Annotated in this window: 12 protein-coding genes; 6 read left to right on the top strand and 6 right to left on the bottom strand. The window is 53.6% G+C overall.

Annotated elements, in window-relative coordinates:
- Nucleotides 1-29 precede the first annotated feature (29 nt).
- Together Q0721_RS10190 and Q0721_RS10185 are read right to left on the bottom strand one after the other, a co-directional pair.
- Complete coding sequence (locus Q0721_RS10190) at nt 30-1,832, bottom strand: ABC transporter substrate-binding protein (protein WP_299029236.1); 1,803 nt, start codon at nt 1,830-1,832, stop codon at nt 30-32.
- A gap of 188 nt (nt 1,833-2,020) precedes the next feature.
- Nucleotides 2,021-3,049: a LacI family DNA-binding transcriptional regulator gene (locus Q0721_RS10185; RefSeq protein WP_299029233.1), complete on the bottom strand. Its 1,029-nt coding sequence runs from the start codon at nt 3,047-3,049 to the stop codon at nt 2,021-2,023.
- 418 nt (nt 3,050-3,467) lie between these two features.
- Between Q0721_RS10185 and Q0721_RS10180 the strand changes: the two genes are divergently transcribed.
- The 5 genes from Q0721_RS10180 to Q0721_RS10160 all read left to right on the top strand — a co-directional run bounded on the left by Q0721_RS10180 (nt 3,468) and on the right by Q0721_RS10160 (nt 9,082).
- Nucleotides 3,468-4,502: a LacI family DNA-binding transcriptional regulator gene (locus Q0721_RS10180; RefSeq protein WP_299029230.1), complete on the top strand. Its 1,035-nt coding sequence runs from the start codon at nt 3,468-3,470 to the stop codon at nt 4,500-4,502.
- Between the two features lie 14 nt (nt 4,503-4,516).
- Nucleotides 4,517-5,488 carry a glycoside hydrolase family 130 protein gene (locus Q0721_RS10175; protein WP_299029227.1) on the top strand — a complete coding sequence of 324 codons (972 nt, stop codon included), beginning with the start codon at nt 4,517-4,519 and terminating at the stop codon, nt 5,486-5,488.
- Nucleotides 5,489-5,646: 158 nt separating this feature from the next.
- The gene (locus Q0721_RS10170) at nt 5,647-6,582 is read left to right on the top strand and encodes an ATP-binding cassette domain-containing protein (RefSeq protein WP_299029224.1); all 936 of its coding nucleotides are present in this window, start codon (nt 5,647-5,649) and stop codon (nt 6,580-6,582) included.
- 11 nt (nt 6,583-6,593) lie between these two features.
- Nucleotides 6,594-7,874, top strand: coding sequence for an ABC transporter permease (locus tag Q0721_RS10165; protein WP_299029222.1), 1,281 nt, complete (start codon nt 6,594-6,596; stop codon nt 7,872-7,874).
- An 11-nt stretch (nt 7,875-7,885) separates the two neighbouring features.
- Nucleotides 7,886-9,082, top strand: a complete 1,197-nt coding sequence (locus Q0721_RS10160) for an ABC transporter permease (RefSeq protein WP_299029219.1) — start codon at nt 7,886-7,888, stop codon at nt 9,080-9,082.
- A 42-nt stretch (nt 9,083-9,124) separates the two neighbouring features.
- Here Q0721_RS10160 and Q0721_RS10155 read toward each other — a convergent pair whose 3' ends face one another.
- The 4 genes from Q0721_RS10155 to Q0721_RS10140 are packed head-to-tail and all read right to left on the bottom strand — an operon-like array spanning nt 9,125 to nt 12,828.
- Nucleotides 9,125-10,138: an ABC transporter substrate-binding protein gene (locus Q0721_RS10155; RefSeq protein WP_299029216.1), complete on the bottom strand. Its 1,014-nt coding sequence runs from the start codon at nt 10,136-10,138 to the stop codon at nt 9,125-9,127.
- 19 nt (nt 10,139-10,157) lie between these two features.
- Entirely contained in the window at nt 10,158-10,919 is a 762-nt protein-coding gene (locus tag Q0721_RS10150) for an ABC transporter permease (RefSeq protein ID WP_299029211.1), read from the bottom strand.
- Nucleotides 10,897-11,679 carry a heme ABC exporter ATP-binding protein CcmA gene (ccmA, locus tag Q0721_RS10145; protein ID WP_299029209.1) on the bottom strand — a complete coding sequence of 261 codons (783 nt, stop codon included), beginning with the start codon at nt 11,677-11,679 and terminating at the stop codon, nt 10,897-10,899. The genes Q0721_RS10150 and ccmA overlap by 23 nt, the downstream gene beginning before the upstream one ends.
- A 15-nt stretch (nt 11,680-11,694) precedes the next feature.
- On the bottom strand, nt 11,695-12,828 hold the full coding sequence (locus Q0721_RS10140; RefSeq protein WP_299029207.1) for a pyridoxamine 5'-phosphate oxidase family protein: 1,134 nt from the start codon (nt 12,826-12,828) through the stop codon (nt 11,695-11,697).
- 258 nt (nt 12,829-13,086) lie between these two features.
- Between Q0721_RS10140 and Q0721_RS10135 the strand changes: the two genes are divergently transcribed.
- On the top strand, nt 13,087-14,754 hold a 1,668-nt coding region (locus tag Q0721_RS10135; RefSeq protein WP_299029205.1), incomplete at its 3' end, for a hypothetical protein.

The raw sequence follows: 14,754 nt of genomic DNA, 5'->3' as shown, positions 1-14,754 counted from the left end.
AGGAGAGGCGGCATCCGGGAAACCAGGGGTTACGGCTGAACCGCCGGTTTGAGGTTGATCAGGGTTTGCAGGCCGCCCATTTGCCAGTAACCCGACCAGGTCGTAGGCAGGGAAACAGGGTTCTTCTCATTAGGCCAGTTCGTCCAGGTGGTCTCGGTCCATTGTGCCCACAAACCGTTGTACCACAGCGGAATTACGGGCATTTCAGTGAGCATAAGTTCCTGGATCTTGCTGGTGGCGGCTTTCATCCCGGTCTCATCGGTGGTAGGGATGCGGGCCAGGGCGTCCACCAGATCGAACATTTGCTGGTTGACATAGCGCCCAAAGTTTCCGGCCTGCATTTGTTCCTGGATGGGATGCCGGAAAAGCAGGTTGTAGAGCGTCCAGGGGGTATTGCTCATTTGGGCCCAGTTGTTGAGGGTCATGTCAAAAGTTCCCCCTTGTAGGGCTGTGTTCCAGGCTCCGTAATCAGGATAAGCGGCCTTAATGTTAATCCCGGCGGCCTGTGCGCTAGAGGCAATGATATCGATGGCTGCCATCCAGTCCGTCCACCCGTTCGGGCAGGTCACCTGGAGCTCAATCTTGGAGCCATCCGGCGCTTCCACAAAACCATCGCCGTTGACGTCCTTATAGCCGGCATCGGCCAGCATTTGCTTGGCTTTGGCCGTATCGAAAGTGTAACCCAAGCGGGCGATGACTTCCTGGTCGTCATACTTGCTCATCGTGGGCAGCAGACCCGAGGGACTGGCGGCCTTAACTAGGTTGGCATACGCCACATTGACAATGGAGGGCACGTCAATAGCAAAGGCCAGAGCACGGCGGAATTTGGCATCATCCAGAGGTTTTTTAGTGGTGTTTAGGAATAGTACGGCGGTATTCGCTGAGAGCATGTAGGGAGCCTTCTCGTAGAAGGTCTTCACATATCCCTTTTCCGCTAGGGTGGCGATGCCCGGGAGGAAGTTGTTGCTCAGGTCCAGTTCCCCCTTGACCACCATGCCCAGGGCAACGTTGTTGCTTGAGGTACGGATGTCTACAATGTACTTAGGGGCTGGTTTACCGAAGATGGGGATGCCCCACCAGTTTTCATTGCGCACCCAGACATTGCGATCCTCGGCATGGGTGAGGTATAAATACGCGCCGGAACCGACCGGATTCTCGTTGGCTCCCGTGGTGATGTCCTCCTCGCTCCGATTCTCCCACAGGTGTTTGGGAACAATGGGCAGGTTGAAGAGGTAGTTCTCCCATTCCTGGTAGAGCGGGTCCTTGAAGGTCAATTTCAAGGTGGTTTCGTCTACGAGGGTGACATCGGTCAACCCGGTGTTAGTCCAAAGGGGTGAGAACCACAGAGCGGGATATTTCTTGCCCAATTCAAGGGTGAACTTCACATCCTCGGCGGTCAGGGGGCGCCCATCGCTCCAGGTCAATCCTTTACGTAGAGTGACCTCGTAGGTGGTAGGGTCGGTCCACGCTCCCTTCTCGGCCAACCAGGGAATAAATTTATCGGTCAGTGGATCGTAGAAGAAGAGGAATTCATAGACCAGGCCAATGGTGCCGGTGGTATTAGCGAGCATGCCTGGCTGGAAAGGATTCCAGGTTGAGGCCGGTCCCCAGGCGGCCCCGCTGACGTAGAGGGTCTCGTTGCGCGGGTAGGTGGTTGGGGCAACTTGACCGGTTGGCGTGACCTCTACAATTTGGGTCTCAATGACCCTTTTTTCCACCTCCACAGTTTGAATGATCTTCTCAGGGGTGGGGGTCGTGGCTGGACCACAGGCTGCCAGAAGCAGGCTGGCTAGGATCAGCATGGTGAAGACAGATAGGGCAAGCTTACGCATGGTTTCTTTACTCCTTTCTTCCAAATCAACGTCTTGCACTGGGGTTTTATGAACATAAGGTGAGGTGGGTAGTTGTGGGCTTCTCGCGGTTAAATCTCCTCCGATTTGATCACCTCCTCTAAAATTTTTTGAAGCATTGTCGCTTTTTGGGAGCGCTCCCAATAAGAGGTAAGAAATTTCATTCTCTCTCACGGACCGCGGCGCCTGAGAGCACCGCATGAATCGCGCACGACAAGTTCCGTATCCATAATAACCCGTCGCGGTGGTTGGGCGCCATTTTCGATCAAATCAAGTAAGATCTCAACTGCCTTGAAACCCAATGGGGCAATGGGCTGGCGTACAGTGGTGAGGGGCGGGGTAGCAGTTGCGGCAAAGGGCAGGTCATCGAAGCCAACGACGGCGATGTCTTCGGGAATGCGTAGTCCTGCCTCACGAATGGCACGCATGGCGCCTATCGCCATCGCATCAGAGGCGGCGAAGACGGCATCGGGACGGGCGGGGAGCAGCGCTTGCATGGCGTAGTAGCCTCCTATTTCGGTGAAATCTCCTTCAACGATCAGGGAAGGGTCTATTTTGCGGCCCCGCTCGAGAAGGGCACGCATGTAACCCTCTTTTCGATCTATACTGACGGTGGAGTTGTCAGGACCGGCGATGGTGCCGATGCGCAGGTAGCCCAGGCGCACCAGGTGGCTAACCGCGTTATACGCAGCATTGACATTGTCCACATCCACATAGCTTACCCCTTGTGGATTGAAGGGGCGCCCAATGACGACCAGTGGAACATTGGAGGCTAGTAGGCGGTCCATAAGTTGATCGCCGATCTGACCAGATTGAAGGAGGACCCCATCCAACAAGCCACGCCGTGAGATGCGGGGGTAGATTTTTGCCTCATCCTCGGCGCTACCAACCAAGAAAAGAGCCAGGGTGTAGTTGTAGTGATTGCAGGCTTGGGCGATGCCTTGGGTTAGGCGGGGAAAATAAGGGTCGCTGAAGAACGAACTGACACTCCGCGGCAGTACCAATCCCAGCATTAAAGAGCGTTGGGAGGCCAGCGTGCGGGCTGCAGCGTTGGGATGGTAGCCAGTTTGGCGGATTACCTCCAGCACACGCCGCCGCACTTCCTCGCGTACGTTGGGATGGTCGTTGAGGACACGCGAAACAGTCGAACGGGAAACGCCTGCCTGACGGGCTATGTCTTCCAGGGTCAAGTTGGACATAACAAACCTATGGACGGCACTTGAGGGAGCAAGGCGGACTTTATGGAAGCGCTCCCAATCAATTTCATTATAGAGAGATTGCGGGCAAAAGTCAATCAGGTGAAGCCCAAAAACAACCGATTAAAATTTTAAAAGCCTTTTTGGCGAGGGTTTCGTAGTCATTTATTCAGGGTTAGGACGGCAAAGAAATCTCAAGTAGGGCGTATAGTGGTGCAAAAAAGGCGCATGCGTCGGAAGAAAGTCCTTGGGTTTGCACTGTTATGGGTTGGAATGACTTGTGTTCTGTGACACACCTATGAAAAAGAACAACCCATAAAGCAAATCCAAAAAATTTTATAAAAAAATTGTCATTTCTAACTTGACTGCGAGGAAATAAGATATAAAATTACTAAAAATATTTCAAATCAGGTAAGCTGGGATGACTAAAAAAGTAAAGATTGCTGAGATTGCGCGGCGGTGTGGCGTTTCAGTTTCGACTGTTTCGTTGGTCCTGAATAATCGTCCCGGTGTCGCCCGCGAAACACGAGAGCGGGTACTAGCCATCGCAACTGCGCTAGGTTATCCTGTCTTCACCCCTGACATTGGGGATCGGGCAACCCGACTTTCCGCCATTCGTATGCTGGTCAAACTCGATCCTGGACTACCGCCTCAAGCCAATCCCTTTTATTCCAAAGTGATTTTAGGCATTGAGGATGCCTGCCGTCGTAAGGGGATTAACTTGCTATTTACTTCCCTGCCCGTAGATGCCAACAACCAGCCATTGGAAATTCCTGCCGGGTTGACCAACGGCAACGTGGATGGGATTTTGTTGGTAGGGGTCTATGTGAATGAGGAATTAATGGGGGTTCTGGCTCAATATCCTGGCCCGGTGGTTTTAGTAGATGGATATGCCGCCCATGAGCGTTATGATGCCGTGCTTTCAGATAACTTTCACGCTGCCTACCAGGCAGTAGAGTATCTACTGGCAAAAGGACATCGTCATATCGGTTTGATTGGGGGAGAGGAACAATGTTATCCTAGTCTACACGATCGCCGCAATGGTTATTTGCGAGCCCTTAAGGATCACGGAATTTCCCACATTTACACCGCCAATTTCAAAATAGGGCTTTCGCGTGGTTTTGATGAGACCACCAATTTACTCAAGACTTACCCGCAAATTACGGCGCTTTTCTGCATGAATGATGAGATTGCCAGCGTTGCCATGCGGGCGGCTCAGAGTTTGGGCCGGCGGGTACCAGAAGACCTTTCAATTCTTGGCTATGATGATACGTATATCGCGGTTAACACCCACCCTACCCTCACTACCCTCCATGTGGATACCCTGGCGATGGGACGGGCAGCGGTGGAATTGCTGGATTTGCGGCGGCAAAACCCCGAATCGGCGCGAATGACTCTTCTCATTCACCCGGTTCTGGTTGAACGCGAATCGGTAGCGTCGCTACTTCCCCAATAGGAGGTTATTCATTCATGAATCTCTTGCCTTTGCCCAACATTCCCTGGGAGGAGCGTCCACACGGTTGTTCCGAAGTGGTGTGGCGTTATAGTCAGAATCCGATCATTCCTCGCAACCTGATTCCTTCTTCCAACAGCATTTTTAACAGCGCTGTGGTACCTTTTAACGGACGCTTCGCAGGCGTCTTCCGCTGTGATAACAAAAAGCGCGAGATGAACCTGCACCGTGGCTTCAGCGAGGACGGCATTCATTGGCAACTGGACGATACACCGATCGACTGGCAATGCAAAAACCCAGAACTGGCGCGGTTTGAACACCGCTATGATCCTCGTGTGGTGTGGCTAGAAGACCGCTATTATATTACCTGGTGCAATGGCTATCATGGCCCTACAATCGGCATTGGGTACACCTTTGATTTTGAGACCTTTTATTTCCTGGAGAATGCCTTTCTCCCCTACAATCGCAACGGCGTGCTCTTCCCACGTAAAATCAACGGCTACTACATGATGTTGAGTCGTCCCAGTGATCGCGGGCACACGCCTTTCGGGGATATTTTTATTAGCCAGAGCCCGGATCTGATCCACTGGGGACAGCACCGTCTCGTGATGCGCCCCAAGGGGGGCTGGCAGAGCACCAAAATTGGCGCTGGGCCGATCCCGATTGAGACCTCTGAGGGATGGCTGCTCTTCTACCATGGGGTTCTAACCTCATGCAATGGATTCGTGTATTCCTTTGGTGCTGCTTTGCTTGATCTTGATCAACCCTGGAAGGTCATCGCACGTGGAGGTCCTTACTTATTATCTCCTCAAACCCTTTATGAATGCGTAGGGGACGTGCCTAATGTGGTTTTTCCCTGTGCGACGCTTTACGATCCCCCCACAAGTCGCCTGGCAATTTATTATGGAGCAGCGGATACGGTCACGGCTCTGGCATTTGCCTATTTGGATGAAGTTGTGGACTTTGTTAAGTCCACTAATGAAGTTTAGTTTTCTCTGAATGTGACCAAACGGATTATCCAAAACCGGAGACTGAGCGGTGAGTGTTCCTCACCGCTCAGCATTTTGGGGAAAGAGGCGCAACTTTTGATGAGCATTTACGTAAACAAATTTAGATAAATTCCGCTCAACTCTAAGGTGCGATAAAAATGATTCGGGTACACAATCTGACTAAGCGTTTCGGCCATTTGACGGCGGTGGACAACCTCACGTTTGAGGTTAAGGAGGGGGAGATTTTTAGCCTGCTCGGACCAAATGGGGCGGGTAAAACAACAACGATTTCCATCCTGGCTACGCTGTTATTACCCACCTCAGGTGAGGCCTGGATTGACGGTTATTCTATCCTACAGAGACCTTTGGAGGTGCGCCGCCTGATCGGGGTTGTTCCCCAGGAGATTGCCCTTTACCAGGATTTAAGCGGTTACGAAAACCTATGGTTCTGGGGACAAATGTACGGGTTGAGAGGGGCAGAATTGCGCCAACGCATTCGTATGACCTTGGAACAAGTGGGGCTTGATGAAAAAGCCCATCACAAGGTACGCACCTATTCGGGAGGGATGAAGCGCCGCCTCAATCTCGCGGCTGGTCTGCTCCACCATCCGCGGGTGCTCTTCCTAGATGAGCCCACAGTGGGAATTGACCCGCAGTCTCGGCGTGCTATTCTGGACTTTGTCAAGTCTCTGAACCGCGAGGGGATGACCATCCTTTATACCACGCATTATATGGAAGAGGCTCAGGAACTCTCTCACCGGGTGGGAATCATGGATCATGGACGGTTGATCGCGCTGGGAACACAATCGGCGCTGTTGCAGCAAGCAGGTGAACACGATACATTGGTACTGTCTTTTGAGAATGACCTGAAGCCGCAACCGCCTTTGGAAGTCCTACGCCACCTTTCAGAGGTAATAAATGTAAGTCGTGAAGGTGATCGTATAAAGGTGCTCACTACTGCCCCAGAAGAGGTGTTGCCTCACCTCGTAACCGTGTGTTTAGAGCATGGGGTGCGCATTCGCAGCGTGGAAGTTATCGAACCTAACCTTGAAACCGTGTTCCTCAAGTTAACAGGACGCGCTTTAAGGGACTAGGGAGGACAGGAATGCGACGGATTTTGCTGATTGCTCTTAAAGATTTACTTTTGATCCTTCGCGATCGTTCAATGGTGTTGATGATCTTAATCGGGCCGTTTCTGCTGACGTTTGGAATGGGCTTGATTAGTGGTCGGATGGGAGGAGGTGTAAGTCAATCAAGCGGCCCCCGTGATATTCCTGTAGCAATTGTAAATCAAGATGGTCAAATGCTGGGAAATGCTTTGGTGAATGTGCTCTCTTCACCCGAATTGGCAGTTTTACTTGAGCCCGTCTTGGTCCCGGATGTGGAGACAGCCAAACAACAGGTTGAAGCAGATCAGGTAGCGGCGGCAATTATTGTCCCAACCGGCTTTACCCAGAGTTTGATCCCGTTAGCAAAGGAATGGCAGGCGTGGTCACCTTCATCTTCATCGAACCTTGCTATTCAGATCTACGCCAATCCCGGGCGTCCGAACAGCGTTGCAATTATCGAAAGCATCGTGCGTGAGTTTCTCTTCCGGGTTGAAAAGGGACGCGTTCTGGGGTTGACGGCTATAACGCCGTTGGTGACTGCAGGCGCGATTCAATCCACACAAGCCGAAGAGATTGGGCGTGCTTTGGGCGAATCTCTGGCCCGTGCAAATGATGCAAAAGATTTGATGCAGGTGGCTATTACCGAGGGGGGGCTGACACCGTCTCACGAAGTGGATGTCATGTCCTCACTAGCCCCAGGGATGGCTTTGCTCTTCTTGATGTTCACCGCCACTTACGGTGCACGTTCTCTGTTGGTTGAGCGCCGGCAACAAACTCTGCAACGGTTAATGATGACCCCAACCTCACCCATCCAGATCTTACTTGGCAAGGGTTTTGGCGTCTATCTTAGCGGGGTGCTTCAGCAATTGGTGTTGATAGGTACCTCAACCTGGTTGTTTTCTCTAAACTGGGGCGATGCCTTAGGGGTTATAGCATTAATTTTATGTGCTGCGTTGGCCGCGGTGGGTTGGGGGTTGCTCGTTGCGGCTTGGGCCCGCACTCCGGCTCAGGTTGCCTCAGCAGGTTCAGCCCTGATGCTGCTCTTTGGTTTGTTGGGTGGTAGTTTCGTTGACCTGAGTAGTATGCCATCCCCAGTGTATGTCCTGAGTCGAGTCACCCCCAATGCCTGGGGGTTAGACGGGTATGCGATTTTGGCTGGGGGCGGTTCGTTGAGCCAGATTGGTCAACCCCTGCTTGCCTTGATATTGATGGGTGTTAGTCTGATTGTTTTTGCAGGGGTTATTTTGATGCACTCACGTCATTTTACCCAGGCTTGAGAGGGAGATTCATGCACTCTATTTTTGCAATTATCCGCAAAGATGTTTTGTTACGCTTTGCCTCACCTAGCGAATGGTTGTTCTTCCTTTTCTTGCCAGTGCTGTTTACTTTTGTGTTAGGCATGGGCAACTACGGTTCGGATGGGAAAGTGACCCTTTTGGTTGTAGATGAGGCTTCCAATGAAATCTCGGCCCGCGTGATCAAGGCGTTAGAGCGTACACCAGGCTTGCGGCCTGAGGTGGTAAGCCGCGCAGAGACTGAGGCGCGTTTTGGCACCCGTAAGGTGGACTTCTGGTTATACCTACCGGCCGATCTTTCTGAGAAACACTTAAGACGTGGCGAACAAATTCAGTTATTGCTTTATCAACAGCCGAACAATCTGCGCGCTGTGGCGGTGCAACGTGCGATCCAGGCGGCGATTGGTGGGGAGAGCCTTCCTTTTGAGGCGGCGCATCAAGCCGTGACGTTAGCCGAGCAGTACAGTGTCTTAAGAACGGAGGAGGAACGTCAGCAATACTTCAACGAGGCTTTTCAATCAGCCCATGTATTATGGACGCAAGCTCCGCAGCGACTAGAAGTGATTCGCCCCTCAAGGGCTCCGGTATATGACCCCCGGGCTCATGCCTCTGCCGGTCAACTTATTACCTGGGTTTTCATCCCTCTGTTTGGAATTTCAGCGTTACTGGCCTATGAGCGCAATACTGGTACCCTGGCTCGTATCATGACCACGCCAACCTCGCAAGCCATCTTTCTGGCTGGAACGATCGGTGGACAGGTGCTCATAGCGCTAGTGCAGATGGGGTTGTTGGTTGGTTTTGGGGTGTTCGCCCTAAGACTGCCTTGGATGCGCGATCCCTGGACATTGGCTGTGTTGCTGTTCACTTCGGCGTTAGCCGCGGGAGCCATAGGGGTTTTCATGGGGACCTTGGTTAAAAACGAGGCTCAGGCCAATAACCTGAGCATCCTAATGGGAATGGTTATGGCGTTGTTAGGTGGGTGTTGGTATCCTCTGGAATTTTTCCCGGATGCGGTAAAAATGATTGTGCATGTACTTCCAACCACTTGGGCATTGGAAGGTATGGTTAACTATCTCATGAGGGGTAAGTCTCTGGAAGACCTGTTTCCCCAGTTAGCAGCGTTAACGGGCTTTGCTGTGCTTTTCTTCGTGCTGGGCCTCTGGCGCTTGTGGCGTGAGCAGAGCGTTTAGAAGAGCCCCGCAAGTGTAGGCGGGGCTCCTCAGCAAGAGAAATTATCGAGATTTTGCCAATTCTAAAATGCGGGTTGTGAACGCGCCGCTGACTTCGGTTGTGGGAAGCACCTCATATCGGTGGAGCATATCTGCCAGGGCTTGCCATTGTTCCTGCGTCTGCCATCCCCAGCCGTGCTCGCGGGTGACGTCGCTTTGGGCATCCTTTAGTTCGGTTTCGAGCATGTAGCGCATGTGATCGGGATTGGTCTCTGGCCCAGTATATTTCAGGACGGTTTGAACGGCTTCGTCGGGGTGTTGTGCTGCATCGTCAATGCCTCGCAAGGCGGCACGTAAGAAGCGTGCCAGCACCTCGGGGTGGTCCTGAAGGTAGGATTCGCTGGTCACATAGGTCAGCCCAAGCGTTGGTACACCGTAGTCCGCTGCATCCCAGAGGGTGATCTCATATCCCCAGGAACGCAACAGGAAGGGTTCATTGGATTTGAAAAGAGGATAAACATCTACTTTACCTTCAACCAGCAGGCGGGGGTCAAACCCCACATTAACAAGGTTGACCTTGTTAACATCGGCACCGGCGGCGTTCAGCAAGGCAAAGAGGTCTGGTGGGGGCGTGCCTTTGTAGCCTACGAGATGGCCTTCCCAGTCTTTGGGGGTTACCATCCCCGAGTCCTTTAGGGCGGCAAAGGCTTGTTGACCACGTTGCCCAATCAGGGCAATGGCAACCAAGGGCAGACCAGGATCTGCCCGGCGCTGGAGCAAAACGGCTGCATCTTGGGTGGTTACCTGAATCTTGCCGGCGGCAAGCAATTGAAGATGCTGTCCCTGACCAGGGGAGTGCTCGATGGTGACATCCAGCCCCTCGGCGTCGAAATAACCCTTTTCCTTAGCCACATAGACCCCCACGAACGGCAAGTTGGCTTGGGGTTTGTAACCTGCCATGAAAGTGAGGGCAACTCGCGGTGGTGGGGCAGAGACAGATGGTTGGCAGGCCGTCAGGAGACCGAAAACGAGCAAAAGCGAGAGGACGAACAACAATGAGATGGGACGCTGCTTCATAGACTAAAAACCTCCGGGATTATTGGGATGAAAGGTACCAGAACGCCAGGCGCCGTTCGACCTGGGTGGTTAACCGATACAAAGCGATGCCCGCGGCTGCTAAGATAAAAATGGCGGCGAAGAGATGGGGCAAATTTAGGTTGGTGTAGGCCAGCCACATTAGGCGGCCCAGCCCCCCTGAAGCCCCCGTCCATTCAGCAACGATGGCGCCAATCAATGCTAGGGGCGTGCTGACCTTCAGGGCTGCAAAGATATAAGGCAGGCTGTGGGGGAGTCTCAAGTGCCATAAAAGTTCCCATCGACTGGCCCGCCACGAGCGGAATAAATCTAATAGACCGGAGTCAATGGTTTGCAGGCCGACCAGGACATTGATAAGAACTGGGAAAAAGGTAACCAGGGCGGTGATAACCACTTTGGGTTGCCAGCCAAACCCTAGCCAGATGGTGAGCAAGGGCGCAATGGCCACTAGCGGTGTGGACTTGATCAGGATGGCCAGACTCATGACCCCGTGCTCCAGCGTCGGCCAAAACGTTACCAGCACAGCGATGAATACGCCAATACTGGTGCCCACACAGAGCCCCAGCAGCGCCTCGCCAAAGGTAACTAGTGAGGATTGGAGATACACCGGGGCGTTTTGAACTAATGTGCGTAGGATAAGGGTGGGAGGCGGAAGCAAATAGACGGGGATATCCCAAAAATATACCCCAGTCTCCCAGGCTGCCAGGGTGCCAATGACAAAGCCCCAGGTGATGTACCGACTACTCGTCGTCGTGCCCCGCATAAGTGAGGCCTCCTTGAAGGTTGGTAGCGAAAAGCGCCTTTCGCAGTTGAGTCACGTAGGCATTGAAGCCAGGATGGTTTTCATCCCGCGGACGTGGCAGGACTACGGGGATATCCTCAACGATTTGAGCCGGTCGGGGAGAAAGTACTAGAATCCGGTCTGCCAATCGCACTGCTTCGTAGATGTGATGGGTTACCCATATGATGGTGGGATGTAACCACAGCCAGAGGTCCAGGAGGGTGTTGCTGAGATGTTCGCGGGTCAGTTCGTCCAACGCAGCAAAGGGTTCATCCATCAGCCATACGGGGGCGCCTTGAACCAGTAAACGCGCCAGGGCCACGCGTTGTTGCATGCCCCCCGAAAGGCGATGCGGGTATTCATGGGCATACGCCGCCAGACCCACTCGACTTAGGGCTTCTGCGGGGCTCATCAAGGGGGGATTGCCGTTTCGAAGGAAGCGCAAGGCCATAGCCACGTTTTGGTAGGCCGTGAGCCAAGGCAGCAGAGCAGGGGATTGGCCCATCCAGGCAAGGGTGGGGGTATTTGCGTGGGGATGGGCCTCTGTGCCGTTAAGATGAATTTCTCCGTGGGTGGGCCGGAGCAGGCCGGCCAGCAGACGTAAGAGGGTGGACTTGCCACAACCGCTTTGCCCGATAACGGCCACAAATTGCCCCGAAGGAATGTAAAGGTTGATCCCTTGCAGGACGGTTAGGGAAGAGTGGGGATAACTGAAGACAAGATTCTTGACGTGGATGTCCATCTGGATTTTGCGCAATTATGAAGAGGTAGGCGGATTGGCCAGGCCGCGCCAGCCCCGCAGATGTTCGACCTCAATTTTGAACACCTGGGCAACCTGGTGAAAGTAGGACTGGGCAAGATCCCGCCCAAGATAACGCCGTGCCAGGCGATTGAGCAGGTGCTGCAGATCGTGCGGCTCGAGAGGCTCCATTGGGATGGCCTGCCCGCGCGCTACCACACGGCGCAAAGGAGGCCAGGGCTCGTCAATGGTGAGAGAAACCGCCGGATTCTGGCGGACGTAATCGGGCCAGCGTGACCCATGCCAGGCAATTACAGTGAAAGACCGGCCGTTCCATTCCTGCCAAAGCGGAATGACATGGGGCTGACCGTCGGGGCGCACGCACGCCAGGCGGGCCGAGACCGGTCCGCGCAGAAAGGCCTCAATTTGGGCTGGGGTTAGCGGTTCTAGAGGCTGTAAATCCGGTAGAGGGTGGGGAGCAAAAGGTGAGTAGGTCAGGGCGCCCAGCCGATGCGAGATGCGTGCCGCCAGATTACGTAATTCGTTGCCCCATTGGTCGTAAAGGGCTTGCGGTTGCCAGCGATAGGCTAGGGCGCTTAGCACCACCGCGGCGCGGGGCTGAAAGCCATCCGGGCAGATGGGAGCGGCTAGGTCCAAGGTTTCAGAAGAGATAGCCAGCGCCAGCCCGTTTTCAACGCTAGGGGGGCCGGAGGATGGTGTAAACAAGGCCTGCGCGGCTTCCAGGTGAGGGTAAAGTCTGCCCACCTGAAAGACCCGCCGCGTTTCATGGCTGCCTTCAGCCTGCGCCAAGACGAGCAGACCTTCGGAGATGGGGACCACTAAAGCCACCGTTTCGGGCCAGGCAACCTGGGCGCTTTCCTGATAAAAAGCGGCCAGGAGTTCCTGCTGGCTGAGGTCACCCCGCGCTTGCCACGCCAGCAGGCGTGGGCCGGGTAGGTAACGCCCACGTTTTTCGGATTGGTCCAGATAGCCCAAGGCCTTGAGGGTTTTGAGCAAAATGAAGAGCGAGGAACGCGCGCCCCCTAACCTTGGCAGCAGGTCCTGTGGGGTTACTCCCTCGGGATGGGCGAGGAGGATTTCGATAAGGCGTAGCGTGCGTTCGACGCTGCGGGCGAGGGTTAAGTCTTCCATGCTAAAGTCTTTTTTCATGGACTTTAGTTTATTATAGTGGACTTTATACAATTGTCAAGAACTTTTACTCGTGGAATGGATGAGGGTGGGGCTCATTCATGCTCTGGTTTATGGGGTTGAAAATCATTGAGGTGGCGGGCTTTTTCTGGGCTGAAATTCCCTATAATAAAAGCAAATCGCCTTCCTAAGTCCGATCAGGCGCGTGGCTGAGGATACAAGGAACGGTTTTTAGCGGCTACACAAGGGGAGTTCGCTGAGATGATCGATCGTCCAGGCAAGTCTTATGTTTTCTGGGGCTTCTACGGTGGACTAAATCTGGTGGTTGTTGCGGTTGTTTGGGGCGTTTTAAGCCTGCCCCTGCTGGGTGCACCAAACATTGAGGCGCTACGTCAGTGGCTGCGGGACCAACTGGGGAATTTAGTGCTTGTGTTTCCGAACCTGGGCGATGTCATTGATGCGGCGTTACAAAATTGGCGGTTGCTGCTGGCCTTTCTTGCGCTGATCCCCCTCAACTTTACCGAGTCCTCGCGCTCCCTTTTTGAGAATTGGGCCGAGTTTCTCACTAACCGTTTTTTGCCTCCCCTCCCGCCTTTTATCGGCGATCCTCCCAGAGTGGCCGACCCTTTCGATTTCACTTCTGAGGAAATCCCTTTTGTGGGACGGGAGACAATCCTGGGAGAGTTGGACCAATTTTTACGGCGCCGCGACCGATTCCTGTGGTGGTTTGTGAGCGGAGGCGCTGGGATTGGCAAAAGTCGTTTAGCATGGGAGTGGGTGCGCAAAGTGCGGCAAGCGCACCGTGCCCATGCGGGTTTTTACCGGGGTGGGTTCACTCCAGAATGGCGCCCAGCGCGCCCCACAGTGATCGTGGTGGATAATGCCGTCGAGCATGTTACGGATATCTTGAGCATGTTAGATGGGTGGACAAGGACTAGCTCCCAGTGGCCGCATCCCGTGCGGGTTCTATTGATAGAACGTGCTCTGCCTGAGCCGTTACGAGCCTTGGAAGAGCAGGACAAATATCTGCGTTACCGTTATCGTAAGTCCCTGACTTTGCCTGCCCTTGACCGAGAGAGCGTGCGCAAATTAACTAAATTAACTGAATTACCAGATGAAAATTTGATCAATGCAATCATCCGAGTGAGCGAAGGTAACCCGTTAATTGCGCTGGCGGCTAAGGAATTGCTTAGTGAGGAGGAACGCCGATGGTCGAGCCGGATGGATTTGTTGCAGGACTGGGCAAAACGGACGGTCAATAAATTCACGAGGATGGGGCTCGAGAAACGTTTCTTGCCCCTGCTAGCGCTGGCAACTTTTGCGCGCGAGTTGCCAGAAGAGGCTGCTAGGGAGTATACAGGAGGAGAACTGCCCGATAAAAAATTATTGGAGGACCTTTTGTACCAACGCATCCAAGATCGCATTCCCGCGGTTATGCCTGACTTATTCGGTGAGGCCTTTGTTCTCTATGTGTTCGAAGAACTCTACGCATCTGAAAGAAATCGCTTTGTTCAAAGCGGCTGGCGGGCCAATCCAGAGGGAGTAGCCGTGTTTTTAGTTCGGCTCTATCTCGATTTTCCGGACTATGAACTGGTTAGGCGACTTGATGCCCAGCCCGATGAAGTGAGTGCTCTTGTTCATTGGTGCCGCGCGAGGGTTTTACTTATTTATTTCTATGGGCAGGCGGGCGAGGTAGCGAAGGTGGAGGAGGGGTTAGCCAAGTTGGAAGAGGTTGCGCAGCGGCATGGGGAAGTGGTAGAGATCCAGGTCAAGTTAGCGCATGGGTACGTCAATGCGCTGGGGGCGTATGGGCAGGCGCGCGAGGTAGCGAAGGTGGAGGAGGGGTTAGCGAAGGTGAAGGAGGTGTTAGCCAAGTTGGAAGCGCGCAAGAGCCTCGAGATATATGCGAGCGAGATGTTAGCGAAGGTG

Origin of the sequence: uncultured Thermanaerothrix sp., assembly GCF_938028735.1 — a bacterium.
GTDB lineage: Bacteria > Chloroflexota > Anaerolineae > Anaerolineales > Anaerolineaceae > Thermanaerothrix.
The sequence above is the reverse complement of the archived record's forward strand: the minus strand, read 5'-3'. Positions and strand labels throughout refer to the sequence as shown.